The sequence below is a fragment of the Empedobacter sp. UBA1574 genome, assembly GCF_002322895.1.
Classification (GTDB): Bacteria; Bacteroidota; Bacteroidia; order Flavobacteriales; family Weeksellaceae; genus Empedobacter; species Empedobacter falsenii_B.
In genome coordinates, this window is sequence record NZ_DCOI01000032.1 from 55,992 (window position 1) to 81,873 (window position 25,882).

The 25,882-nt window shown below is 30.2% G+C and carries 31 protein-coding genes and 1 pseudogene; 20 read left to right on the forward strand and 12 right to left on the reverse strand.

What is annotated here, in order from left to right; all coding sequences use genetic code 11:
• Nucleotides 1–20 precede the first annotated feature (20 nt).
• Nucleotides 21–185, forward strand: a complete 165-nt coding sequence (locus B3578_RS09800; RefSeq protein ID WP_219035308.1) for an NUDIX domain-containing protein — start codon at nucleotides 21–23, stop codon at nucleotides 183–185.
• 644 nt (nucleotides 186–829) lie between these two features.
• On the opposite strand, the gene ffh is transcribed toward B3578_RS09800, so the two are convergent.
• A complete protein-coding gene (gene ffh / locus B3578_RS09805) occupies nucleotides 830–2,191 on the reverse strand; it encodes a signal recognition particle protein (protein WP_219034600.1) in 1,362 nt (453 codons plus the stop codon).
• Between the two features lie 116 nt (nucleotides 2,192–2,307).
• On the opposite strand from ffh, the gene B3578_RS09810 reads away from it, so the two are divergent.
• On the forward strand, nucleotides 2,308–2,670 hold the full coding sequence (locus B3578_RS09810) for a hypothetical protein (RefSeq protein ID WP_219034601.1): 363 nt from the start codon (nucleotides 2,308–2,310) through the stop codon (nucleotides 2,668–2,670).
• Nucleotides 2,671–2,727: 57 nt separating this feature from the next.
• Here B3578_RS09810 and hemB read toward each other — a convergent pair whose 3' ends face one another.
• A complete protein-coding gene (hemB, locus tag B3578_RS09815) occupies nucleotides 2,728–3,723 on the reverse strand; it encodes a porphobilinogen synthase (protein ID WP_038334133.1) in 996 nt (331 codons plus the stop codon).
• A gap of 196 nt (nucleotides 3,724–3,919) precedes the next feature.
• On the opposite strand from hemB, the gene B3578_RS09820 reads away from it, so the two are divergent.
• Together B3578_RS09820 and trmD are read left to right on the forward strand one after the other, a co-directional pair.
• On the forward strand, nucleotides 3,920–4,378 hold the full coding sequence (locus tag B3578_RS09820; protein ID WP_291048257.1) for a hypothetical protein: 459 nt from the start codon (nucleotides 3,920–3,922) through the stop codon (nucleotides 4,376–4,378).
• A 43-nt stretch (nucleotides 4,379–4,421) separates the two neighbouring features.
• Nucleotides 4,422–5,108 (forward strand): tRNA (guanosine(37)-N1)-methyltransferase TrmD, encoded by a 687-nt coding sequence (gene trmD / locus B3578_RS09825; RefSeq protein WP_125349373.1) that lies wholly within the window; start codon nucleotides 4,422–4,424, stop codon nucleotides 5,106–5,108.
• Nucleotides 5,109–5,143: 35 nt separating this feature from the next.
• Here the strand turns inward: trmD and B3578_RS09830 are convergent, their stop codons facing one another.
• The 3 genes from B3578_RS09830 to B3578_RS09840 form a co-directional block, all read right to left on the reverse strand.
• Nucleotides 5,144–5,929, reverse strand: coding sequence for an alpha/beta fold hydrolase (locus B3578_RS09830; protein ID WP_291048260.1), 786 nt, complete (start codon nucleotides 5,927–5,929; stop codon nucleotides 5,144–5,146).
• A gap of 75 nt (nucleotides 5,930–6,004) precedes the next feature.
• Entirely contained in the window at nucleotides 6,005–6,706 is a 702-nt protein-coding gene (gene def / locus B3578_RS09835) for a peptide deformylase (RefSeq protein ID WP_219034603.1), read from the reverse strand.
• Entirely contained in the window at nucleotides 6,703–7,116 is a 414-nt protein-coding gene (locus B3578_RS09840; RefSeq protein ID WP_180904370.1) for a DoxX family protein, read from the reverse strand. The genes def and B3578_RS09840 overlap by 4 nt, the downstream gene beginning before the upstream one ends.
• A 124-nt stretch (nucleotides 7,117–7,240) precedes the next feature.
• On the opposite strand from B3578_RS09840, the gene B3578_RS09845 reads away from it, so the two are divergent.
• The 3 genes and pseudogenes from B3578_RS09845 to B3578_RS14400 form a co-directional block, all read left to right on the forward strand.
• Nucleotides 7,241–8,056, forward strand: coding sequence for a hypothetical protein (locus B3578_RS09845; RefSeq protein ID WP_038335805.1), 816 nt, complete (start codon nucleotides 7,241–7,243; stop codon nucleotides 8,054–8,056).
• A gap of 96 nt (nucleotides 8,057–8,152) precedes the next feature.
• Nucleotides 8,153–8,581: a hypothetical protein gene (locus B3578_RS09850; RefSeq protein ID WP_286494833.1), complete on the forward strand. Its 429-nt coding sequence runs from the start codon at nucleotides 8,153–8,155 to the stop codon at nucleotides 8,579–8,581.
• 122 nt (nucleotides 8,582–8,703) lie between these two features.
• Nucleotides 8,704–8,865 (forward strand): annotated as a pseudogene (locus B3578_RS14400) (DUF4130 domain-containing protein); the annotation flags it as partial.
• Between the two features lie 17 nt (nucleotides 8,866–8,882).
• On the opposite strand, the gene B3578_RS09855 reads toward B3578_RS14400, so the two are convergent.
• Nucleotides 8,883–9,983 (reverse strand): PorV/PorQ family protein, encoded by a 1,101-nt coding sequence (locus B3578_RS09855; RefSeq protein WP_286494835.1) that lies wholly within the window; start codon nucleotides 9,981–9,983, stop codon nucleotides 8,883–8,885.
• A gap of 105 nt (nucleotides 9,984–10,088) precedes the next feature.
• Between B3578_RS09855 and B3578_RS09860 the strand changes: the two genes are divergently transcribed.
• The 5 genes from B3578_RS09860 (at nucleotide 10,089) to B3578_RS09880 (ending at nucleotide 14,483) form a co-directional block, all read left to right on the forward strand.
• Nucleotides 10,089–10,829: a CDP-alcohol phosphatidyltransferase family protein gene (locus B3578_RS09860; protein WP_286473582.1), complete on the forward strand. Its 741-nt coding sequence runs from the start codon at nucleotides 10,089–10,091 to the stop codon at nucleotides 10,827–10,829.
• Nucleotides 10,826–11,584, forward strand: a complete 759-nt coding sequence (locus B3578_RS09865) for a 3'-5' exonuclease (RefSeq protein WP_038334216.1) — start codon at nucleotides 10,826–10,828, stop codon at nucleotides 11,582–11,584. The genes B3578_RS09860 and B3578_RS09865 overlap by 4 nt, the downstream gene beginning before the upstream one ends.
• A 3-nt stretch (nucleotides 11,585–11,587) precedes the next feature.
• Nucleotides 11,588–12,196: a fumarylacetoacetate hydrolase family protein gene (locus B3578_RS09870; protein ID WP_115000569.1), complete on the forward strand. Its 609-nt coding sequence runs from the start codon at nucleotides 11,588–11,590 to the stop codon at nucleotides 12,194–12,196.
• Nucleotides 12,197–12,434: 238 nt separating this feature from the next.
• The gene (locus tag B3578_RS09875) at nucleotides 12,435–12,647 is read left to right on the forward strand and encodes a hypothetical protein (RefSeq protein WP_291048275.1); all 213 of its coding nucleotides are present in this window, start codon (nucleotides 12,435–12,437) and stop codon (nucleotides 12,645–12,647) included.
• 66 nt (nucleotides 12,648–12,713) lie between these two features.
• Complete coding sequence (locus B3578_RS09880) at nucleotides 12,714–14,483, forward strand: MutS-related protein (protein WP_286494837.1); 1,770 nt, start codon at nucleotides 12,714–12,716, stop codon at nucleotides 14,481–14,483.
• Between the two features lie 2 nt (nucleotides 14,484–14,485).
• Here B3578_RS09880 and B3578_RS09885 read toward each other — a convergent pair whose 3' ends face one another.
• Nucleotides 14,486–15,151: an HAD family hydrolase gene (locus tag B3578_RS09885; RefSeq protein WP_221854475.1), complete on the reverse strand. Its 666-nt coding sequence runs from the start codon at nucleotides 15,149–15,151 to the stop codon at nucleotides 14,486–14,488.
• 218 nt (nucleotides 15,152–15,369) lie between these two features.
• Between B3578_RS09885 and B3578_RS09890 the strand changes: the two genes are divergently transcribed.
• The 8 genes from B3578_RS09890 (at nucleotide 15,370) to recN (ending at nucleotide 22,550) form a co-directional block, all read left to right on the forward strand.
• Nucleotides 15,370–15,837: a hypothetical protein gene (locus tag B3578_RS09890; RefSeq protein ID WP_038334238.1), complete on the forward strand. Its 468-nt coding sequence runs from the start codon at nucleotides 15,370–15,372 to the stop codon at nucleotides 15,835–15,837.
• 226 nt (nucleotides 15,838–16,063) lie between these two features.
• Nucleotides 16,064–16,942 (forward strand): 4-hydroxy-tetrahydrodipicolinate synthase, encoded by an 879-nt coding sequence (dapA, locus tag B3578_RS09895; RefSeq protein WP_115000572.1) that lies wholly within the window; start codon nucleotides 16,064–16,066, stop codon nucleotides 16,940–16,942.
• A 12-nt stretch (nucleotides 16,943–16,954) separates the two neighbouring features.
• Entirely contained in the window at nucleotides 16,955–17,461 is a 507-nt protein-coding gene (locus B3578_RS09900; RefSeq protein ID WP_038334248.1) for a ferritin, read from the forward strand.
• A gap of 81 nt (nucleotides 17,462–17,542) precedes the next feature.
• Nucleotides 17,543–18,424 (forward strand): outer membrane protein assembly factor BamD, encoded by an 882-nt coding sequence (locus B3578_RS09905; protein WP_038334250.1) that lies wholly within the window; start codon nucleotides 17,543–17,545, stop codon nucleotides 18,422–18,424.
• 27 nt (nucleotides 18,425–18,451) lie between these two features.
• A complete protein-coding gene (locus B3578_RS09910; RefSeq protein ID WP_019973784.1) occupies nucleotides 18,452–18,775 on the forward strand; it encodes a DNA-directed RNA polymerase subunit omega in 324 nt (107 codons plus the stop codon).
• Nucleotides 18,775–19,974, forward strand: a complete 1,200-nt coding sequence (gene coaBC, locus B3578_RS09915; RefSeq protein WP_286494839.1) for a bifunctional phosphopantothenoylcysteine decarboxylase/phosphopantothenate--cysteine ligase CoaBC — start codon at nucleotides 18,775–18,777, stop codon at nucleotides 19,972–19,974. Before B3578_RS09910 ends, coaBC begins: the two co-directional genes overlap by 1 nt.
• An 8-nt stretch (nucleotides 19,975–19,982) precedes the next feature.
• Nucleotides 19,983–20,891 (forward strand): DUF4835 family protein, encoded by a 909-nt coding sequence (locus tag B3578_RS09920; protein ID WP_291048294.1) that lies wholly within the window; start codon nucleotides 19,983–19,985, stop codon nucleotides 20,889–20,891.
• Complete coding sequence (gene recN, locus B3578_RS09925) at nucleotides 20,892–22,550, forward strand: DNA repair protein RecN (RefSeq protein ID WP_291048297.1); 1,659 nt, start codon at nucleotides 20,892–20,894, stop codon at nucleotides 22,548–22,550.
• Between the two features lie 75 nt (nucleotides 22,551–22,625).
• Here recN and B3578_RS09930 read toward each other — a convergent pair whose 3' ends face one another.
• From B3578_RS09930 to B3578_RS09950, 5 genes are all read right to left on the reverse strand, one after another.
• Nucleotides 22,626–23,498, reverse strand: coding sequence for a nucleoside phosphorylase (locus tag B3578_RS09930; protein WP_291048300.1), 873 nt, complete (start codon nucleotides 23,496–23,498; stop codon nucleotides 22,626–22,628).
• 65 nt (nucleotides 23,499–23,563) lie between these two features.
• Nucleotides 23,564–23,893 carry a translation initiation factor gene (locus tag B3578_RS09935; RefSeq protein WP_291048303.1) on the reverse strand — a complete coding sequence of 110 codons (330 nt, stop codon included), beginning with the start codon at nucleotides 23,891–23,893 and terminating at the stop codon, nucleotides 23,564–23,566.
• 85 nt (nucleotides 23,894–23,978) lie between these two features.
• Nucleotides 23,979–24,707, reverse strand: a complete 729-nt coding sequence (locus B3578_RS09940; protein WP_221854480.1) for a hypothetical protein — start codon at nucleotides 24,705–24,707, stop codon at nucleotides 23,979–23,981.
• Nucleotides 24,695–24,934 carry a hypothetical protein gene (locus B3578_RS09945; RefSeq protein ID WP_291048307.1) on the reverse strand — a complete coding sequence of 80 codons (240 nt, stop codon included), beginning with the start codon at nucleotides 24,932–24,934 and terminating at the stop codon, nucleotides 24,695–24,697. The genes B3578_RS09940 and B3578_RS09945 overlap by 13 nt, the downstream gene beginning before the upstream one ends.
• Nucleotides 24,935–25,090: 156 nt before the next feature.
• A complete protein-coding gene (locus B3578_RS09950) occupies nucleotides 25,091–25,792 on the reverse strand; it encodes a DUF1826 domain-containing protein (protein ID WP_219034616.1) in 702 nt (233 codons plus the stop codon).
• Nucleotides 25,793–25,882 lie beyond the last annotated feature (90 nt).

Sequence of the window (25,882 nt, forward strand, 5' to 3'; positions counted from 1 at the left end):
CAAAACCAAATTTTAATAAAATGAGTAAAGAATATTTAATTCCAATTTCTGTAAAAGGAATCGTTATAATTAATGGAAAATATTTGTTAGTTAAAAACAATAGAAACGAATGGGAATTGCCTGGAGGAAGATTAGAACAAAATGAATTAGTAGAAGAAACTGTTGTTAGGGAAATCAACATTTAAAATTATAAATAATGGATATATAAAAGAGCTTAATAAAATACTTTATTTAACATAATATATATTATAATAATAATATTTCATAGAAATATTATTATTAATAATCTTTATTATGTAAAGTTGAATAATGTCGTCTACCTATTATTTGGGATTATCTATACAACTTTGAAGGTTTTAGATTAGGAATATATTTTAGAACAATATAATTTGCAAACTATTTAAAACTATAATATGTCCATAATAACTATTTTTTATTGTGTCTGTTACAAAAATAATTTTTGATAATTTATTTTGTAAACTTTTATACAATTTTATGTCTTTCTTCTCTAATTTAAATTGATATGAACCTCCATACTCTGTTTCCGCATAATCATCAAATTGATTAATTTCTATATTTACTTTTTAAATAAAGTTTATAGAATATGTGTATTCATAGTCATTTAATTTCCACTCTAGCTCATCATCTTTTGTATAATTATAATATACTATTATACCATCTTTCTCTCTAGCTCCATTAAGACAGTTTATAAAAATTCCGAAAAAAATAACTATTAAGAAAAATCTATTTAACATAATATATTTAGTTTAAAATAAAAAAACCTCTAACAATTAGAGGTTTTAATATACTATAAATTATTGTATTATTATTACATTTTTGGCATTCCTGGGAATCCACCTGCAGGCATATTTTTAGACATTGTTTCCATCATCTTTTTACCATTTGCAGAATTCATAAATTTCATCATTTTTCCCATTTCAGAGAATTGTTTCAATAATTGATTCACTTCTTGTAAAGATGTTCCAGAACCAGCTGCAATTCTTTTCTTACGAGAATTATCGATAATATTTGGATTTTTACGCTCTTTTTTCGTCATTGAGTGAATAATCGCTTCAACCCCTTTAAAAGCATTGTCGTCAATATCTACATCTTTCAACGCTTTTCCAGCTCCAGGAATCATTCCAACCAAATCTTTCATATTACCCATACGTTTGATTTGCTGAATTTGTTTTAAGAAATCATCAAAATCGAAGCTATTTTTTGCAATTTTCTTTTGCAAACGTTTTGCTTCTTCTTCGTCAAATTGCTCTTGAGCACGCTCTACTAACGAAACAACGTCACCCATTCCCAAAATACGATCCGCCATACGTTCTGGATAGAAAACATCTAAAGCTTCCATTTTCTCACCAGTAGAAATAAATTTGATTGGCTTATCAACAACAGTTCTAATCGTTAAAGCAGCTCCACCACGTGTATCACCGTCTAATTTTGTTAAAACAACTCCATTATAATTCAATACTTCATTGAAAGCTTTTGCAGTATTCACCGCATCTTGACCTGTCATAGAGTCTACAACAAATAAAGTTTCGGTAGGATTAACTGTTTGGTGAACGCGACGAATTTCATCCATCATTTGCTCATCAATCGCCAAACGACCAGCTGTATCGACAATAATTACATTATTTCCATTTTGTTTTGCTTGTGCAATCGCTGATTGAGCAATTTCTACAGGATTTTTGTTTTCTAAATCAGCATAAACATCTACACCAATTTGCTCTCCTAAAACTTGTAACTGATTGATGGCAGCTGGACGATAAACATCACCAGCAACTAATAATACTTTTTTGTTTTTCTTAGTTTTTAGGAAATTAGCTAATTTACCAGAAAAAGTTGTTTTACCAGAACCTTGCAAACCAGCAATCAAAATAATTGTCGGATTATCGTCTACTTTCAGTTCAGTAACCTCACCTCCCATTAATTTTGCTAATTCATCATGAACAATTTTTACCATTAATTGTCCAGGATTAAGCGACGTAATTACGTTTTCACCTAAAGCCTTTTCTTTTACCGTATTTGTAAAATCTTTTGCAACTTTATAACTAACATCGGCATCAACAAGGGCTCTACGCACCTCTTTTACGGTTTCTGCAACGTTAATTTCTGTAATTTGTCCTTTTCCTTTTAAGGTATGTAATGCTTTATCTAATTTATCCTGAAGATTTTGAAACATTTTGAGTCAATTTTAGGACACAAATATAAAAAAATTATACCGAATAATATAAAATCACACAACAAGGGTTTTAATTAAGTTATAATGATTAACTTGCGTGCTCAAATTTTGGTTGAATGAAAAAAGGTTTAGTACTATTTTTATTCTTTGTTACTGGGGTGGTTTTCAGTCAAACAAAGAATAACCAAACTTATTATTTTTTTTCCATCGCTTATGGACAAGATAATGAAGTTTATGTGACAGATGTTTATGAAGCAAACATCGATAACAAAGATATCTACGGCAAATTGGCAGATAGATATACAAAGTTTCAGAATTATTTATTGAAAAATGGAACGATTGGTTCTTTAAAAGAAATTCAAACGGGTTACGAAAAGAATTATCAGAAAAAAGAACAAGCTGAAGCTGAACAAAAATATTTTCTATCTACATTAGAAAAACAACAATTTACAGCGAAAATGGTTAATTATTCGCTTTAAAGCATAAAAAATCCACTTCAAATGAAGTGGATTTTTTTATTTTTATTTTGAACTGATTTATTGATCGTTCAATAATCTTGCTGCTTCTTTTGCAAAATAAGTTGAAATTAGGTCTGCTCCTGCTCTTTTGAAACAAGTTAAAGACTCTAAAATTACTTTATCATTATCTAACCAACCTTTTTCTACAGCAGCTTTTATCATCGCATATTCACCTGAAACCTGATAAACAGAAACCGGAACTTGTAAATTATCTTTCACTAATTTAACAATATCCAGATATGCCATACCTGGTTTTACCATCAAAATATCTGCACCTTCTTCTACATCCGCAATTGCTTCGCGCAATGCTTCTTGTGAATTATGGTAATCCATTTGATAGGTTTTTTTGTCTTTCGGAATTTCTTGAGAATCAACTGGTGCAGAATCTAAAGCTGTACGGAAAGGTCCATAAAAAGATGATGCATATTTCGCAGCATACGTCATAATTCCTACATTATGAAAACCGTTCTCCTCCAACGCAGCGCGCATCGCTCCTATTCGACCGTCCATCATATCAGAAGGCGCAACAAAATCTGCACCAGCTTCTGCATGAGATAATGTCATTTTTACCAAAGCATCAACTGTTTCATCATTAATAACTTCTCCATTTTTGATGATTCCGTCATGACCATAAATTGAATATGGATCTAAGGCAACATCAGGCATTACAATCATTTCTGGAACAGCATCTTTAATTGCTTTGATTGTATTTTGCATCAATCCGTTTGGATTCCAAGCCTCTTTACCTGTATTATCTTTTAAGTTATCACTAACTTTACAATATATGTTAACTGATTTTATACCTAAATCCCAAATTTCTTTTACTTCTTTTACAGTATTGTCAAGAGATTGGCGGTAAATACCTGGCATTGCAGCAATTTCTTCCTTCACGCCTTCTCCTTCAGCCATAAAAATTGGTAAAATAAAATCGTTTGGTGACAAATGATTTTCGCGAATCATACTACGAATTGATTCGTTTTTGCGTAGTCGTCTATGTCTGTTATATAAAAACATTTGATTAAAATTTTAGACAAATTTACTCGATTTCATTTGAATAAGGCTAATGAATAATATCAATTATATTTATTGATTTTAAAAGAAAATCAATCATTTGAATAATCAATTAAAATATTTATCATTCATTATATTATTTGGATTAATATCTTGTAATAAAAGCAATTATAAAACGATTCAATTTAGAAGTTTTTCTATGGAAATTCCGAAAGATTGGAAAAAAGTGAAATTAGGCGGAATTGATAGTGAAGTTGGAGGAATTATTACTCCAAATAATGATACATTAATTTATGATTATGGTTTACTTGCAGGCGGAGATTTTGATATTAATGCTAAAATTGCAGATAGTATTTTTACAACTATTTTAAATAATAATCCTGATTTAGAATTGGAAAAAATCTCTGAATTATATATCAATAAACTTCATAAAACAAATATTGATTCTATCGTACATTCAAAATACCAGATTTCTTATATTGTTATTGATCATCAAAAAGCAAAACTTATACAATCAAATCATCATAAATTAATTGCAGTTTATATGGATACTATTAAAAACTCAACTTCAAAATTTAATTTTATTGGTTACAATTTAGATGAAAAGTCACAAGAAGAATTTATAAATTCTATTAAAACAATCAAATTCAAAAAATAGATTTAAACTTGCTCAAACGTAGCTAAACAAATATCTTTGCAGCATGCGAATAGATATTATCACTGTTTTACCCGAATTATTAGTTAGTCCATTTTCTGCCTCGATTATGAAACGTGCGCAAGACAAAGGTTTAGCTGAAATTCATGTTCACGATTTGAGAGATTTTGGAAAAGGACGTTATCGTCATGTAGATGATTATCCGTACGGAGGAACTTCTGGAATGGTGATTATGTGCGAGCCTTTGGACAAAATGATTTCGAAATTGAAAGATGAACGAACTTATGATGAAATTATTTATTTGACGCCAGATGGTGAAACGTTGAATCAAACAATTGCGAATGATTTGTCGTTGAAAGGAAATCTTATGATGATTTGTGGACATTACAAGGGAATCGATCAACGTATTCGAGATATGTATGTGACGAGAGAAATTTCGATTGGCGATTATGTGCTTTCTGGTGGAGAATTTGGCGCAATTATTTTGGCTGATTCTATTATTCGTTTATTACCTGGCGTAATTGGTGATGAGACTTCTGCCCTTTCAGATTCGTTTCAAGATGATTTGTTAGCGCCACCAATTTATACGCGTCCTGCCGAATATAAAGGTCTAAAAGTTCCTGATGTTTTACTTTCGGGTAACTTTCCTAAAATTGAAGAATGGTTGCATGAAAAAGCAGTTGAACGTACAAAAGAACGTCGCCCAGATTTGTTAGAAAAAAGATCAAAATAAACTAAAAAAAGCTTNNAAGCTTTTTTTAGTTTATTTTATTTAATTCGATGAATATATTCAATTACTTTATCGTTAAAAATTTGTGGTTGATCGACATTCACAACATGTCCACAATCTTCGATAACAATCAATTCTGAATGTTTGGTATGTGCTTTTATTAATTCCTGAATCGAAGGCAAAAACATATGATCTTCTGCTCCCATCACATATAAAGTCGGAATATTTAATTCAATTTTTCGAAACCATTTTAGCAATGGATTGACATCCGCAGTGAGTTTGAACCATTTCAAAAATTCTTTTTGATACAATTTCTTCGCCTCATTGATAAATAATAGCCTTGACTCTTTGTGCGTATTCTTTGGCATGATAGCGAAAGCAAAAATTCGATACAAGATTAAATAAGGCAACATATGTTTGAATGTATTTCCAACGTTAATCAAAAATTGACATTGAAAATTAATTTTCATAATTGCGCCTCCCATCACCATTGATTTGAATCGCTCCGAATAATCTTCTGCCAATTGTCGAATCACAATCGTTCCCAAAGACATCCCAACAAAATGTGTTTTATCGATATTTAAATGATCTAAAACATCAATCACATCTTTTGAAACTGATTTGAAAGTATAACGTTTTTCGAAAAGCGCTTTCAAGTTTTTCTTAGAACGTCCATGTCCTCTCAAGTCCATTAACAAAACATTGAAATGTTTGCGAAATTCACGCAATTGCTTGAACCAAATCGTAGAACTTCCTCCTGCTCCATGAACAAAAGTCACCCATTCTGTGCTCGTTGGATGATTATATGTAGTGTATGCTAACAATTTTCTAAATAAGTTTTTGCAAAATTAAACTAAAAACTATGCCAAGCATAATAATTTCTAGGTTTTAAGAAATTTTTAATCTTCATCGTCGTCGTCATCTGTAAAAGAACTAGTCTTTTTCAAGTAAAAAACATCGTTCATCACTTCAGCTTTCACGTAATTTAGATTTTCTTGCTCTTTCATTCGATCTGTAAATAACGTTCCTGTTAAATGATCGTATTCGTGCTGAAAAATAACCGCTGTAAAACCTTCAACTGTTTCATCATGAAAATTTCCATCCAAATCATAATATGCCAATCGAAGAACCAAGCTTCTATACACTTTTCCGAAAATATCAGGAATAGACAAACAACCTTCGCGACCGTGACGAACAATGTCCGAATACCACGTGATTTTTGGATTGATAATAAACTCAAAAGGTTCGCCTTCTTTGTCAAAACGTTGCACCCAAACCGCGTTGCGATTAATTCCAATTTGTGGAGCTGCAATACCAACACCTTTACTTGCCTCGTCTTGAACCGTTGCATACATACGATCGGCCAATAATTTGATTAATGGATCTTTTGGATCAATATCAATAGAAGTTGATTTTAAGATTTTTGTATCTGCATCCGAAGTTGTTAATAAAACACGAAAAGGATCATAGGATTTCTTTTCTTTTATTAATGTTAATTCTGCCTTTGCTAATGGCGTATAAACAATGTTTTTCATATTTTTTGATTGAGCAAATAATGCAGAAGAACAAATCAATAAACTATAGGTTAATGTTTTTATCATTTTTTAAGTATCAATTTGTCTAAAGAATATTTTCCTGCGCCTGATAAAAATATAACTAAATAATTGATTAAGTAGAATAATCCCAATTCTTTTTTACCAAAATCATGATCTGCATGCACGATAAATACAGCAACTAACATTGTAATGATTAGTGGAATTACCGCCAAACGAGTAAATAATCCGACCAAAACTAAAAAAGCACAAAGTATTTCCGCAAAAACAGTTAAACCTAAAGAAATTTCTGGTCCAAGTCCAATTGGATCTCCAAATTCGAAATTTCCATTGATTAATTTTTGCAATTTTCCGAATCCGTGTGTAAACATAAATCCACCAGCAGCTAAACGTACTAATAACAATGATAAATCGATAAATGCTGGTTGATTTCCTAAAAGTTTAAATTTTGTGCTCATTTTTTTATTTTTTTTCAAATATAAGTTCTAGTTTTTACGTTCACCTTTAAATAGATCAAGAAATTTACATTTTTGAATTAATTTTGGTTAATCTTTTTATTCAAGAAAAAAAAAAATACAACATATGTTAAAAAACATTGCTTTAATTACCATATTATTTTCAGGTTTTGCATTTGCTCAAAAATCTGAATTACAACAAAATGATGTTTTAGGAAATCCAACTTTTATCGAAGAATCGATGCAAAAAGCACGTATTCGCATGAAGTTTATTGAAGGTTATGAAACGGAATATTACACAAAATCAACGTATAATAAAGATGGTAATCCGACAAAACGTGATTATTTTGATGAAGCTGGAAATAAAACTTTTGCTGAAATATTTAATTATAATGAATCGAATAAATTGATTTCGAGAGAAATGAAAAACAATGACGAAAGTTTAGTTTTCAATTTTGATTATGAATATACAACAGACGGTTACATTGTCACGAAAAGCGAAAATGATGTCAATGTTTCTAAAACTGAATACAAATTAGACCAAAATCAGAATGTAACTTACGAAAGAGAAACTAATTTATTGGAAGATTCTGATGTTTTTATCGAAAAAACGTTTCAATATCAAAATGGATTTTTAGTCAAAACATTGGTGAAATATAACCAAGGAAATTATACGTTGAATTATAAAAACGACGCGAAAGGCAATCCTATAGAGGAAAATTATGTGGACAAAGACAATAAACAAGTCAATAAATATATTCGCAAATTTGATGAAAACAATAATATTATTGAAGAAACTGTGATTGATGAAGCAGGAAAAGTAAAGAATATTTCCACGATTAAATATCAATATGATAATCATAAAAATTGGGTCAAACGAACACAATTCGTCAAAGATATTGATCAACCAATTTCAAATACAACAAGAACAATACGTTACTAGAAATACAAGAGCCAAGTTAATTTGGCTCTTTTTTATTTGATTATTTAACTAAATGTTTTTAAATTTATTCAAATCAATTATTTAACTTCATCTATTATGATCAATAATGTGCAAGAATTTAATCGACTTTTTCAGTTATACCAAAAAGATAATCGTTTCAATTTGTACATAAATGATTATCCTAAAAATGAATTTTTGTTTCAATTTTATTCAGATGAAATTGAAGATTTAAATTTGGAATATGTTGATATTAATTCAAATTCTATCAAAAAAATGCATGATTATCGTGCAAAATTAAGTGATTTTTTTCAACCCGAAGAACTTCCAACACTAGAGATTAAATCAATTTCAGGTTATTTTAGTCATTTTGATTTTTATTTTATGACAAATGAAAAAACCTTTGTATTTAACTATATTCACCGCGATTTTTTGTCTCAATTAATTGATATTCTTCTTGCTGAATTAGATTGTAATTTTATCAGCCGATTAAAAACTGAACTTTTAATCAATTTGGAGTACGATTAAATTTTTTGTTAAACTTTTTCAGCGATATTTATTCGTTTTGAAAAGATTAATTAAGATTTATTTTTTGCGAAAACTGATCCAAAATATAATGTTTTACCTTTAATTATTATTTTGATGTAAAAGAGAATTTATACCAAGAATTGTGGAAGTCTTATTTTAATTGGACAACAATTGAAACAAGGAAAAATTCGATGTTACTAATCCAAATGATGCCAAAACGCTTTTGGAAACACTTGACAGAGTATAAAATATCAATATTCAGAAAAATATACCTATCAATATAATTATGAGTAAAACTTATTTATCTCCATTTATCCATCTCGAAACGGACTGAGAAAATGTTAGAATATAATCCTAAACCGCTGTCTCCAAAGTTTGTCAAAGCATAATCAATCGAGATTCCTTTGTATTTGAAACCTACCCCAACATTTGGCTGAATTTGAGTTTTATCTTTTCCATCAAATTGCGAAATCTTCTGTAAATTGTTCAATCCTCCACGTACAAAAACCATGTCATCATAACCTAATTCAAGACCAACTTGTGGCGAAATCGAAAATCCTTTTCCAGAAATTGCGGCATTCGTTTGTTGAAATTCGATATTCATATCAACCTCTCCCAATAACGAAACTCGTTCATTAAAATCAAAACGTTTTCCAACTCCAAATTGCAATTTAGGCATTGTTAATTCGATATTCTCTCCAGGTAAATCATTCAAAATTGTTGGCTCACCTTCATTATTTGGTTCGTCAATCGTGATTTCTTTTACCTTTTGTTTATTGATACTCCACGCATTGAAAGTTGTTGTAATATCTCGTGCCATCAAACCAAAATACATTTTATTATCGGTACGATATTGCAAACCAAGATCTAAACCGAAACCAAATCCTTGCGCAAATTTCCCAATATGTCGATAAACGATTTTAGCATTTGCACCAAACTGAATATCTTTATTATTAAAGACATTTCCCGCATAAGACATTGTTAAAGCATAGTCTGCTGTAGAAAATTTAGAGATTTTATCGTAATTAATATTTCCTTGATTATCAATCAATTCTGTTGTATTCAAAATATTATCAACACCAAAACGTGTAAACGAAAATGCAATCGTAGAATTACTTTCTCTCAACGGAATTGCAACCGCCGCATAATCAAATTTTGCAATCGACTGAAAATATTCAGCATGCATTGCTGCAGCTTCCCAATCATAGGTAATTTCCGTTAATCCAGCAGGATTCCAATAAGCCGCATTTGCATTTCCAATATTCGCCACAACCGCATTACCCATTGCAAACGAGCGCGCATCTGCACCAATATTCAAAAACTCGTTCGAATATTTGCGTGTGGTTTGAGAAAAAGCAAATTGACTTGCCAGAACAGATAATATAAGGAATGTCTTTTTCAAAATTGATGAATTACGAATATAAAAACTCAAAAATAGTGGTTTTATTGTGTTTAAAAAGGATTCAGATTAATTTTTGTTTGTATTTTTGCGATGAAAAATTCATTTATGAAATTATTTACAATTCCAAATTTTCTAACACTACTTAATCTTTCATGTGGTGTATTATCAGCCATTTTCATGATTTCGAGCAATGCTCAAATCACAACTACCACAGTTACAATTGTGATGGTTTTGATGTTGATTTCATTAGTTGCTGATTTTTTGGACGGAATGGTTGCACGACTAATGAATATTGGTAGCCCGATTGGAAAAGAATTGGATTCTTTGGCAGATTGTATTTCGTTTGGTGTTGTACCAGGATTGATGTTATTTTCGATGTTTAATCATTTTTCAACTGATTTTATTTATGAAAATGAGAATTTAAAAATTGCTGCAATTTCATTATTTGCTTTTTTAGTTCCTGCTTTTTCGGCGTTACGATTAGCAAAATTTAATTTAGATGAAGATCAAGCAACGTATTTCAAAGGTTTGGCAACACCATCAAATACCTTATTTATTTTCTCATTATTTTCTATCTATTACAATAATGGACAAATTATAAATCCATCTCTTGATCCGTATTTATTAATTGCCGTTTCTATTGTATTTAGTGTTTTATTAATTGTCGATTTACCATTATTTGCCTTAAAATTTAAAGGATTGAGTTGGGCAGAAAATTATTATAAATATATTTTCTTAATCATTACATTAGGTTTAGTGGCTTGGTTGCAAGTTGCTGCAATTCCGCTAATCATCTTATTGTACATCCTTATCTCAATCATTTTTAGAAAAGAAATTACAAAATGAAATTAACTAAAAATATCTGTTTCTTTGATTTAGAAACAACTGGAACTAATGTTTCAAAAGACCGTATTGTTGAAATCTCTATCGTGAAAGCTTTGACAGACGGTTCAAAAGAAGTAAAAACTTGGAAAGTTAATCCTGGAATTCCAATTCCACCAGAAACAACTTTAATCCACGGAATTTCTGACGAAGATGTTGCCGATGCGCCTTCTTTCAAAGAACTTGCCCCTGCGATTATGGAAATGATTAAAGATTCTGATTTGGCAGGATATAATTCAAATCGTTTTGATATTCCACTTTTAGCAGAAGAATTATTACGTAATGGTTTTGATTTTGATTTATCAAAACATCGTCCAATTGATGTGCAAGTGATTTATCATAAAATGGAACCTCGCAATTTAAGCGCTGCTTATAAGTATTATTGCGATAAAGATTTGATTGATGCACATTCTGCGGAAGCTGATACAATTGCGACTTACGAAGTTTTGATGGCGCAAATCGAGAAATATGACGAGCTTGAAAATGACAATAAATTTTTGAGCGAATTTTCTTCTCAACGCAAAACGGCTGATTTAGCTGGATTTATTCAGTACAATGATAAAGACCAAGAAATTATTTCGTTTGGCAAGTATAAAGGACAAGTTGTGACGGATATCTTTGCGAAAGATCCAGGTTATTATGCGTGGATTCAGAATGCCGATTTTCCTTTATATACAAAGAAAGTTTTTACTCGAATCAAATTACAAAACGGTTTTTAAGCGATGAAAATTATTTGTGTCGGACGAAATTACGTCGAACATGCAAAAGAATTAGATAATCCAATTCCAGAATCGCCTATGTTTTTTATGAAACCAGATTCGGCCATTTTAAGAAAGGGTTTTCCTTTTGTTATTCCAAGTTTTACGAAAGAAGTTCATTTTGAAACGGAAATTGTAATTAAAATTGATCGAGTTGGAAAAATGATTCAACCTCAATTTGCAGATCGTTATTTTTCAGAAATCGGTTTAGGAATTGATTTTACAGCGCGCGATGTACAACAAGAATTGAAAGAAAAGCGTTTTCCTTGGGAAATTGCGAAAGCTTTTGATGGTTCTGCATTTGCTTCTGATTTTCATCCAAAAGAAAATTTTGATTTAGAAAATCTTACATTCAAATTAGATCGAAATGGAGAAAATGTACAAACAGGAAATTCAAAAGATATGATTTTTCATATCAATACCTTAATTGCTGAATGTTCTAAATATTTTACCTTGAAAAAAGGTGATTTAATTTTTACTGGTACACCAGCGGGAGTTTCTAAAATCAATTCAAAAGATACCTTAGAAGGTTATTTGAATGATGAAAAAGTATTCGAAATAAAAGTATTGTAATCATTAAAAAAGAGAAATATATTTTCATTTGTTATTATATTTTATTGTTTTCTTGTAAAAAAGAAAACAATATTGTTACACCTGTAATTCATGAGAATGTAATAACAATGAATTCAATTTCTGATAATTACGATTCGATTACTACTAAAGTGAAGAAGCTTATTCAGAATTATTTTATCATTTAAAAGATTCAAATTTTGAAGGTAGAACAGATTCTTTAATGGTTTATTCAAAAATAATGGCAGAAAAATATCACTTTGAAAAAGCTTATATAGATTATTTGGATGCTATAACTGAAAAATATGGAATAGAAAATGATATTGGAAATTATTCAACAATTAACCTTTCAAAATTAAAATCTAAAGAAAAGCATGAAATTATTGATTGGCTTTCTAAAATGGTTGAAAAAGGAATAATTACAGAAAAACAATTTCAAGAAGTTAAAAAATAATAAAAGAGCGAAATTTCGCTCTTTTATTATTTATACCACTACTTTTAATCAGAAATAAAATTAAGAATGGAAGACTATCTAAAAATAGAAGAAAAACTACAAAATGATTTTAATTTATTGAAATCTAAAAAGAATAAAATCAGCAATATCAGGCTTGTTGCATTTATTATTTCGGTTGTATTTTTCTTGCTTTACGTCACGTCGAGCAACAATTTATATTTGATTATTTCTTCTATTTTATTTATAGTTTTCATCGTTTTAGTGGTTAAAACTTCTAAAATTTCTTCGGAACTCAATTATTCAATTCAAGCTTTAGAAATTATTAATCAAATAAAATCTGATGATTCTATCGATCCATTTGTTGAAGATAATTCTCAGTTCAATAATGTTTACAACAAAGATTTAGATATTTTGGAAGGAAATTCAATCTTCAATCGGATCAATAAAACGCAAACTCGAATTGGAAATTTACAGTTGAAACATTTTTTATCGAATTTGATTTTAGACAAATCAGAAATTATTGATAGACAAAATGCATTTACAGAATTGGCTGAAAAAAGAAATTGGATAGTGACATTTTTGACATTTACAAAGCGATTAAACATGAATCAATCTTCAATTTTTGTGTTCGAAAATCGTGTATTCAATACTAATTCAATAAAATTACTTCCACTAATCTTTTCTGTTCTGAATATTTTATGTTTTATCGCTTTAGCAATTATTAGTTTTCCGAAAGAAATTGTTTTTTATTGGATTCTAGGCGCAGTTATTATTTCGAATGCAATTTCCATGTTTTATAAACAACAACTTCGACGAATAGCAGCTTATACGACAATGAAAGCAGATGAATTGGATAATTTATATGAAGTTTTTCGACATATTGAAGAAGAAAAATTTGAATCAAAACTAAATGTTGAAATTCAAAATACATTTGTAAATCCTTTCAAATCATCGGATTTAATCAAGACAATTTCTTCAACAAAAGAAACTTTAGATGCAGCAAATTTCCCGATTTTAGGCTTTGTATTAAATACTTTTTTCTTATGGCGATTACATTATTCGATCAAATTTGAAAATGAAGTTCAAAAAACGGTTCATCAAATCAAACCTTGGTTAGATGAATTGGCGAAATTAGAGGCCTTCGTTTCTTTTGCTATTTTCAATGATAAACATACATCATTTACATATCCCGAAATTGTAGATGAACCTTATGCGTTAAAAATTACGAATGGTTTTCACCTTTTATTAGATGAAAAAACAGTTGTGAAAAATGATTTTGAAACCAATCGTCCAAACAATATTGCGATTATTACAGGTGCAAATATGGCTGGAAAAAGTACTTTTTTGAGAACAGTTGGAACAAATTTGGTTTTGGCAATGAATGGCTCAAAAGTGAGTGCAGAAAAAATGTCATTTTATCCAATGGATTTATTTACAAGTATCAGGACAGTCGATAATCTGTCTTCTGGCGATTCTTATTTCAAAAATGAAATTAATAAATTGAAAATTTTGATTGAACGTTTAGAAAATGATCAACCACAAATCATCATTTTAGATGAGATTTTAAAAGGAACAAATTCAGAAGATAAACTAATTGGTTCGCAAAAATTTTTAGAAAAATTGATTAAATCTCCTACAAAATTGATTGGTTTTATCGCGACTCACGATTTAGAATTAACGAAAATGGAAGGTGAAAACCCGGATCATATTATTAATTATTGTTTCGAATTAAAAAACGTGGACAACAATTATTATTCAGATTATAAATTAAGAAAAGGCACAACCAAAATGATGAATGCCATTTTCTTAATGAAACAATTTAAGATTATTGATTAATCTTAAATTGTTAATTCAAATTCTTTAATAAAATTTGCATCAATCGCATTAAAATCATCTACAATACAATTTGCTTTTGAAATATCTTGTTGTTTCGAATTTGCACTTTTGTAACCTAAACAATACAAATTCGCACGGGAAGCCGCTTCCACTCCGTTTTTACTATCTTCGATAACTATACATTCAGCATGTTTAGATTTAGCCAAATCAGCTGCATATAGAAAAATAGCAGGATCTGGTTTTGACTTCGGAAAGTTTTCGCCAGAAATTTTATGTGTAAAATATTGATTCAACTCAAAACGATTAAAAACTCGATCAATTGTCGATTTTGAAGCCGAGGACGCCAAAATCAGTTCGATTCCATTACTGTATAAATCTTTAATCAAACTCTCAACCCCGTCAATCAAATACAAATCAGGTTTTGTGTCAAAAGCTTCATTAAAGATGGTACGTTTTCTCAAAACCAAATCGTTCACTTCTTCTTTCAGATCAAATTTATCTTTCAGAATTTGATAAACATTCTTTGTCGATTGTCCTGTAAATGTAGCAAATAATTCTTCCGTAACTGGAATATTCAGTTCTTTATAATGTTCGAAATAAGCATATTTATGTACTGGTTCTGTATCGACGATTACGCCGTCCATATCGAAAATTACAGTTTTAATCATTATTGTTTTGTTTCTACAAAATTAACTTTTTTAAGAGAATAATGTAAAAGTTTAAACTTTAGAATGATTTTAAATTAACCAAATATCTTACTCATACAAAGCAATATATATAATTATTATTCGATTAAAAATGTTAAAACTTAACATTAAGATAACATTTGCACGCTTTTTGTAAAATAGATGGTATAACAAAGTTAAAAACTGAAAATTTAATAAAAATGAAAAAAGTATTATTAGTTGCTGTAATGGCATTAGGAATTTCTCAAGTAAATGCTCAAAACTATAAAAATGCTTTAGGTGTTGTTGTAGATTTAGGAGATGGAGAAACATTAGTAGGTCCACAATTCAAACACTCTTTTGATGGTAAAAACGCTGGTAATGTACAGGTGATGTTTGGAGATCATGTTACTGTTTTAGGTGCAGATTATACATATAATCAACCTTTTTCTGGTACAAATGGCTTAGGATGGTATGTAGGGGTTGGACCTCAATTAACTTTTGTAGATAAAGGATATTATGAAGATAAAACAATATTTGGTATTCGTCCACAAGCAGGTTTAGAATATAAAATTCCATCTGCTCCTTTGGCTTTACATTTTGATTGGAAGCCTGATTGGAGATTATCAAATGATTCAGATTTTGAAGCTGGTCGTTTTTCTTTAGGATTTAAATATACATTTAACTAATCTAAAGTTAGAAATAATATGAGCCACTCGTTTTGAGTGGCTTTTTTTTATAAGTAAAATCATAAAACATTGGCTTAAATTAATTTTATTCCTATAAATTAATCGCTATTTTTGAAAGATTTTGGATTTTATCTAAGACCAATTATAGATTAGCACTATTATTTGATTATTCAAGATATAATTCCGAATTTTAACTTAGTATTAGATTTAATAACATTTATAAAAGATGAAACAATTAATTGGGACAGGAGTTGCTTTGGTTACGCCTTTTCAACAAGATGGTACCGTAGATTATACTGCATTAGAAAATTTAGTAAACTATAGTATCGATGGCGGTGTTGAGTATTTAGTTATTTTAGGAACTACTGCAGAAGCAGCAACACTTACAAAAGATGAAAAGAAACAGGTAATCGAAACAATAAAGAAGGCGAATGCTAATCGTGTTCCGATGGTTTTGGGTATTGGAGGTAACAATACGGCAGAAGTTATTAATGGATATCAAGAAACAGATTTGAGTGATTATATCGCAGTTCTTACGGTTTCTCCTTATTATAATAAACCAAATCAAGAAGGGATTTATCAACATTATAAAGCGATTGCAGAAAGTACAGACGCCAACATTATTTTGTATAATGTTCCTGGTAGAACGGGTTCTAATATCTCAGCAGATACAACAATTCGTTTAGCAAATGAATTCAAAAATATTGTTGCGATTAAAGAAGCTTCACCAGATTTCTTACAATCAACAGATATTATCCGTAAAAATACACGCGAAGATTTCAATATTATTTCTGGTGATGATGAATTCGCTGTTCCAATGACTTTAGCTGGAGGTTCTGGTGTTATTTCTGTTATTGGACAAGGTGTTCCAACTGTTTTTACAGATATGATTCGCAAAGCAATCAACAAAGAAGTTGTTGCTGCTTACGAAGGTCATTACAAAGTTGTAGAAATTACACGTGCTATCTTCGAGGAAGGAAATCCTTGCGGAATAAAAGCTGTTTTAGATAAAAAAGGAGTTTGTAAACCATTTACAAGATTACCTTTAGTTCCAGCATCAGCTAATTTGACAACAAAAATTAACCAATTATTATCAAACATCTAAAAAAATAAAGCTATGATAAAAGATACAATATTAGACGCATTAAACAAACAAATCAAATTAGAAGGAGATTCTTCTCAATTATATTTAGCTATGGCTTCTTGGGCTGAAGTGAAAGGTTTAGAAGGAACTGCAAATTTCTTGTACTCGCATGCAGACGAAGAACGTATGCATATGTTAAAATTAATTAAATTTATTAACGAAAGAGGCGGAAAAGCGTTTGTTCCACAAATTGAAGAACCAAAACAAGATTTCACAACATTGAAAGAAGTTTTTACTGCAATTTTAAACCACGAATGCTTTGTTTCTGAATCAATTAACGAAATTGTAGGCTTAACATTAGAAGAAAGAGATTATTCAACTCACAATTTCTTGCAATGGTATGTTTCTGAGCAAATTGAAGAAGAAAAATTAGCAAGAAATATCTTAGATAAGCTAGAAATGATTGGATCTGACAAAGGAGGTTTATATCTATTTGATCGTGATATAGTTACATTAAGTACAGACACAACAGCGGAATAAATCAAAACTTTGAGATTTTATTAAGAGGATAAGAAAAAAATATTTTATACTTTAGTCCTCAAATTTTATTAAATTTGCAGAATGTTTAAAAAACTAAGCTTAGTAGTTTTAATTGGCGCTTCTTTAGTGTCTTGTAACAAGACCTATAACAAAGCGATGAAAAGTACGGATAAAGACGAAATCTTTACATTGGCTACACAATTGTATCAAGATGGTAAATATGATTTGGCAAACGAATTGTATGAAAAAATTTCTACATCATTTGTAGGAACAGAAAAATCTGCGGACATTGCCTATAATATGGCACAAGGTAACTTTAACGAAAAAAGTTTCCGTTTAGCAGGACATCAATTCAAAAGCTTTGCAGGAGCTTATCCTATGGATAGCCGTGCAGAAGAAGCTTTATTCAAATCGGCATTTTCTTATTACAAAGATTCGCCAAAATATGACTTGGATCAAACAAGTACGTACACAGCAATCAGTGAGTTACAAGGATTTATCAATTCGTATCCAGAATCAGCACACGTTGCAGAAGCGAATAATTATATTACAGAACTTAGACAAAAATTAGAATTAAAGTCTTTCGAAATTTCTAAAGTTTATTACAAAACAATGAAATATAAGGCTGCTGGAGTTTCTTTTGACAATATGGTTGATGAATATCCAGATTCTAAATTTCGTGAAGAAGCAATGATGTATTCATTACGTTCTAAAACAGAATTGGCGTTAAATTTCTCTCGTATCGAGAACAAAGATTTACGTTTACAAGATGCCAGAACGCAATATCTTTTGTTAACAAGATATTATCCGCAAACAAAATTTAAAGCAGAAGCTGATAAATTGATGGAGAAAATCGACAAAGATATGGTTGAGACTAAAAAACAATTAGCTGATATAGAAGTAGCTAAAAAGAAATTTGAAGCTGATCAAGCTGAATTAAGCAAAGAGCAAAATAATAAATAATAGTAAAATATATAAAATTCTTTCATTATGAATTTCAAGGATATCGGTGCAGCACCAACAACACAAACTTATGATCGTAATAAAATCGATGAGAAAACAGGAAACTTATACGAATCGATTGTAATTATGGGTAAAAGAGCAGAACAAATTAACCAAGAAATGAAAACTGAATTAATTCAGAAATTGGATGAGTTTGCTGCACATACAGATTCTTTAGAAGAAGTTTTTGAAAACAGAGAGCAAATCGAAGTTTCAAAATTCTACGAAAGATTACCAAAACCGACTTCTATTGCGGTTAAGGAATGGTTAGACAATGACGTATATTACAGAAATCCAAATGAGGATAAATAATGTCTGTTTTACATAGTAAAAAAATTCTTTTGGCAGTTTCTGCCGGAATAGCGGCCTACAAAGCCGCTTTTCTTGTTAGAGGGCTTATCAAAAAAGGAGCAGATGTCAAAGTTATTATGACACCAGAAGCTCAAAACTTCGTTACCCCACTTACACTTTCCACGCTTTCCAAACATCCAGTTGAATGGGAGTTTTTTGGCGATAAAGGTGATTGGAATAATCATGTAGAATATGCACTTTGGGCAGATTATATGATTATTGCACCTTGTACAGCAAATACACTTTCTCATATGGCAGATGGAACGTGTGATAATTTGGTTTTAGCTACTTATCTTTCGGCTAAATGTCCTGTATATTTTGCTCCAGCAATGGATTTGGATATGTACAAACATCCATCAACTTTAGAAAATATTGCTAAATTAGAATCTTTCGGAAATATTTGTATTCCTGCCGAAGCTGGTGAATTAGCAAGTGGATTAATTGGAGAAGGTAGAATGGCTGAACCTGAAAACATTATTGCGTTTTTGGAAAGTACAATCGAAGCTACTCTCCCACTTCACGGAAAAAAAGTAGTAGTTTCTGCTGGTCCTACATACGAAAACTTAGATCCTGTTCGTTTTATAGGTAATTATTCTTCGGGAAAAATGGGATTCGAGATTGCAAAAGCTGCTGCTAATTTGGGTGCAAAAGTTACCTTGGTTAGTGGTCCAAGTCACGAATCTGTTACAGGTTTTCCTATCGATCGAATAAATGTTGTTTCTGCTCGTGATATGTACGAAGCGATGTACGCTAATTTTGCTGATGCTGATGCTGTGGTAATGTCAGCGGCTGTTGCAGATTATCGTCCAAAAAAAATGGCTGAGCATAAAATTAAGAAAGAAAACGATGATAATTTAATTATCGAATTGGTGAAAAATCCTGATATTCTAAAATCGTTAGGCGAAATCAAAACACATCAATTATTGGTTGGTTTTGCATTAGAGACGAATAACGAAGAAGAATATGCAAAGAAAAAATTAGCCAAAAAGAATCTTGATTTTATTGTTCTTAATTCGATGCAAGATAAAGAAGCTGGTTTTCAGAAGAATACAAACAAAATTACAATTATTGATAAAGATTTATCGATGCAACAATTTGATGCAAAATCAAAAACAGATGTTGCAAAAGATATTTTGAATGTCATTTTAAATAAGTTATAAAATTTATTATGAAGAAATTAGCCTCAATTTTCTTTTCGTCGTGTTTAGCTATTTCGGCTTTCTCGCAAAATATTATTGCAGATGTAAAAGTCGATTATTCTCAGGTTCAGGGATCTAATACACAGGTTTATCAAACTTTAGAAAGATCATTAAAAACGTTTATTAATTCAACAAAATGGACAAATGATCGTTTAAAAACATACGAAAGAATTGAAGCTAGTTTCGTCATCAATGTAACGGAACGTGAGGGAAACAGAATGAAAGGTACTATTTTGGTACAATCTCGTCGTCCTGTTTTTAACTCAACGTACTATACGCCTGTTCTTAATTTATCTGACGATAATTTTACGTTTCAATACCAAGAATCTGAAGAATTAATTTTCAATGATCGTAAATTCAGTGGAAAAAATTTGACAGATGTATTGACGTATTACATTTATTTAGTTTTGGGATATGATGCAGATACATTTGCGAAAGAAGGCGGAACAGAGTATTTCAAAATGGCGAAGAAAATTGCAGATTTCGGTCAAGCGAACAATAATTTCTCTGGTTGGAGCGAATTAGATGGAATAAAATCGCGTACAGCCTTAATTAACAATATTTTAAAATCGGATAATTCAACACTTCGTAATATCATCTATCAATATCATAGAAATGGCTTAGACGTTATGTCTGAGAACGAAGTTCGTGGTAAAAACGCGATCGGAAATACATTACTGCAATTAGAATTTTACCAAAGAGGAAATTATTCTCAATTTTATCCGCTAGAACTTTTCTTAACAGCAAAAAATAGCGAAATTAGTCAAGTATTTTCAGGCGGACAGGTTTCTACGGTGAATATCGAGAAACTGAAAGGAATTTTAAATTCAATCGCGCCAAAATACAACGACAATTATTGGAATAAATTGAAAAAGTAAATGTTAAAAACTCTTCGCGTTAATAATTTCGCCATTATCGATCAATTGGAGATTGATTTTCATCAAGGTATGACCACAATTACCGGTGAAACTGGTGCTGGAAAATCGATTTTGTTAGGTGCTTTAAAATTAGTTTTAGGCGAACGTGCCGATTTAAAAGCCTTGAAAAATATTGATGAAAAATGTATTATTGAAGCTGTTTTTGAGATTAAAAATCTTGAATTAAATGATTTTTTCGAAGAGAATGATTTAGATTATGAAGACGAATCTATTTTGAGAAGAGAATTATTACCTTCTGGAAAATCGCGTGCTTTTATCAATGATACACCTGTTAAAGTCTCTATTTTACAGGAATTATCAGAATTATTGATTGATATTCATTCTCAATTTAATACCCCTAAAATCTTTGAAGCTGATTTTCAACTTTCGATGTTGGATATTTACGGAGAAAACAAAGACTTATTGAAAGAATATAGGAAAGATTTTAACCACTATATTTCAACAAAGAAAAAAATAAAAGATGCTCAAAATTCGTTAGAAAATCAATCGCAAGATTTAGAATATAAATTGCATTTGTGGGAAGAATTGAACAATGCTTCGCTAAAAAATGAGGAATTAGAACAATTGGAAATCGAGATAAAATCTTTATCAAATGTAGAAGAAATTATTTCGATTTTGAATGAAACTTATCAATTTTTGGAGCATCCTGAAATGGGAATAATTTCTCAATTGAATGAAGCAAGCAATAAATTGAATAAAATTTCGGATTATAATTCGCAATACAATTTGATTTACGAGCGATTGATTTCATCAAAAATAGAATTACAAGATATTTCGGGTGAAATGAGTAGTTTGATAGATTCGACTGAAATTAATCCTGAAAGATTACAAGAAATTACTGATCGTTACGATTTGATTCATAAATTATTGCGTAAACATAATGTGATTTCTGTTGAAGAATTAATTGCTAAACGTGACGAATTAGAAAGTCAAACTTCTGGTTTTGATAATTTGAGTGATTTAATTATTCACTTAAATAAAGAATTGAATTCAATCTCAGAAAAACTTGAAAAACAATCAATTAAAATTAGAAAAAATAGATTTTCTTCTATCGAAATTATCCGAAAAAATATCTTGAATACGTTGTCACAATTGGGAATGGAAAATTCTCAATTAACCATTCAATTAAACGAAACAGCAGATTTTACAGCAACTGGAAAAGATGAAGTTTTGTTTCTATTCTCAGCAAATAAAGGAATGGAACCTCGTATTTTTGAGAAATCTGTTTCTGGTGGAGAACGTTCTCGATTGATGTTAGCGATTAAAAAATTATTGGCAACTCATCAACATTTGCCTACATTAATTTTAGATGAAATAGATACAGGAATTTCTGGAAAAGTTGCGAATGAAACAGGAAAAGTAATGCAAACAATGGCAGAAAATATGCAGCTTTTAGTGATTACGCATTTGCCACAAGTCGCTTCAAAAGGAAATTATCAGCTAAAAGTTTACAAAGAAGTCGTAAACGAAACAACGCAAACAAACGTGACAGTGCTTTCTCAACAACAACGCTTAGAAGAAATTGCACAAATGATTTCTGGTTCAGAATTGACAGATGCAGCAATCAATCAAGCAAAAGAATTAATGAATTTGAATTAAAATTCTTAAATTATATAAAATCAAAAAAGCTCGAGAATTTTCTCGAGCTTTTGTTTTGTATAATTAATTCTGAAATTATTTCGTTAATCTTTCCAACGAATATTCAATCATTGCATCAACTGCTTTGTAAGAATCGGCACTAAATTCACCTAAAATTCTATTCGCAACAATTGCATTTATTGATAACGCTTCGTGTCCCATCATCGCTGATAATCCATAAATTGCAGAAGTTTCCATCTCAAAATTAGAGATTCTTAAACCTTCGTAATTAAAAGTTGTTAAACGCTCATTAATATCAGCTGGATTTGGTTGCAATCTCAAATAACGTCCCTGAGGACCGTAAAAACCACAAGCTGTAGCCGTTATTCCTTGAATTGTTTTTTCAGAAGCCAATTTATCTAACAACAAATCAGATCCTTTTACTAAATATGGACGTGCTTTTTTCGGCGACCAATCAACATGTTTGATAAAAGCATCTTCTGCCTCTTTATTCATCACCGCTTCACTCCCAATATAATAATGCAAAAGTCCATCTAAACCTAAACCATGAGAACCAATAACGAAACTATCAACAGGAATATCCGCTTGCAAAGCTCCAGAAGTTCCCATACGAACAAATGATAATTTTCTGAAATCTTTTTTGATCTCTCCAGTTTCTAAATCGATGTTAGCCAAAGCGTCTAACTCAGATAAAACAATATCAATATTATCCGTTCCCATACCAGTCGAAATAACTGTTAAACGTTTACCATTCAACGTTCCTGTATGCGTTACAATTTCTCTTTTGCTTGCTGTGTGCTCGATTGTATCAAAATGTCTTGAAACTTTTTCGACACGATTTGGATCACCAACAGTTATAATAGTATCTGCTAAATGCTCTGGTCTTATATTACAATGGTAAACACTTCCGTCTGCATTTAAAACTAATTCTGATGCTGCTTTACTCATGATTTTATAATTAAAAATAAGAGAACAATATACAATTTTTATCAGTAATAATTGTAAAGAAATTATTAACCACCTACTCTTTTCACTTTAAACCCTTTATCTTTCAGGAAAGCCATAATCTTGTCGCGATAATCTCCTTGAATGATGATTTGTTCGTCTTTAAAACTCCCTCCAACACCCAAAAATTGCTTAATTTCTTTTGCTAAAAGTTTGAAATCTTCTGTTTCTCCTTCGTAACCTTCTATAATTGTATTTATTTTCCCTTTTCGTTTCTCAAACTTACAAATCAATGGTTCTTTCTGAATCCATAACTCATGTTGTTCTTCATTTGATACTTCTTCTGGCTCAGGTATATGATCAGGAAAAAGATTTTTTAATTGATCTTTTAAATCCATAGTATTTAATGTAATCCTTGTAATATATGGCGTTCTAAATTAGAATTCGTCCATTTGTACCATTATAATTACAAAGATAAAATTTTTATTGCAGTTGTTTTATAAACCAATTTGGAACTTTATCCGAAACTATTTCAAGTTCATTTCTCTTAACTTGTGCAAATAATCTCATTTCTTGAGTTGAATTATCAAAAATATAGCCTTTATCTACAATTTTTAAAGCTGGAAATAAATTCATTAAAGTAGAATGATATCGTTTAATCACCTTTTCATCTGGTACAGCGTGACCACCTTTTTCTACTCTATTTTCAATTCGAGAAATATTAATCAAAGGATCTTCAATACAGACAAAATACATATATGTTTTGAAACCACGATTTTTAGCATCCACTATTTCATCAATTTTAGAAGGATGACTCATTACCGTTTCAAATGAATAAGATTTACCTTTAATCAATAAGTGTTTTCGAATAAATGAAGTAATAAAAGACGCTTCGTAACTATGTGTAGATTTAGATTTATCAACCAAAACATTATTTCGAAACTGCACATCAATTGCTTTTCCTTCGTTATTTGCTTTTTCGAATAATGAAACTGAAGCAGGTTCAGTTTTAAAATCTTCAAAATCTTTTTCGGTAAGTTTTAGTTCATATCGATCCAAATCAATAAAACCTTTTAAAGAAATTTCTTTCTCAATCAAATCTGAATTAATAAAATATCCAGCATTAAATTTTGATGAGATTGAATCGAATAAAGTAGACTTTCCAGATCCATTTGGACCAGCAAAAACGCGCAAACGTTTTATTTTAGACATAATTTAGCTCCTTTTTTCAATTCAGCTGGAACTTTTACTCGATCTATTGTTTTAATCACCTTAATTTCTCCATTAGGTTTTCTCTCGATGATTCGATTTCCTTGAACATATTGAACTGATAAATCTAATGCTTCTGAAACTCTGATTGCAGCTTGCGATGCAGATTTAGCTAAACGATTTAACGCTCCTGCTTCTTCTAATTTTAGTATATCTGATTCTTTGTTCATAATAATAGAAATTAAATTAACAATAATTATTCATCAATAAATATACGCAAATTTAGTGAAACCATTGTAATAATAAAAGCTTGACTTCATTCAAAAGCCTAATCTTTTGAATCTAAATTATATAATTTTTATTAATATTATTTGATTAATTTATTCCTAACAGATTAACAATAATCGATATTCATCTTTATTTTCTTTCGGCGCGCGATGTACACAAGGCAAAACTTTTTGTTCTGGATGATCAACTGCCAATCGCCAAAGATTTCCTAATCCTAAATTAATTGGTTCAACACCTGGACGAATTTGATAATGCAAATCAAAGAAATATTCTTTCAAAAAATCTTCAAAACCATCAATGTATCCATCATATAATTCGAATAGTTTTTCTCTAATTTCTGGAATCAAAATTTTTTGTTCCACATCTTCATTTGCTACAATATCACTGGAAGCGCCATAGTAAGTGCACAAAAAAGTATCCGTAGGAATTGGCGAACGATCAACGTGAAATGAATAAACATCTGTCGAAATAAAATCAAATTCAGTATCGCGTTCGTAACATTTCAGTAAGTTTAAAGTTGGCGAAGCGCCAAAATCAGTTAATTGTTGTAAATCATTGATCAAAATATTTCTCGCTTTAATTCCTTCATTAGATAAATCTAAATCATTCAAATCATCAATAGAAATAACAGTAATATCATCTTTTAAAATCAATTGATTCACAATTTCCTCAAAATCACCTTCTAAATTTCGCCGCCAATTTATCGCATTATTTTTCCCAGAAAAAGCTGTATGTACAAGTTCATCAAACGAAGAAACGACAAGAACTTGTTGTTGATTAGAATTATTTTGAGTAATCATATAGCTGCAAAATTACTATTTATCAAAAAATAATTCAGCCTAAAAATTAAATTATTCCGAATGTAAATTCTCCGTTGCAAAAGTTGTATT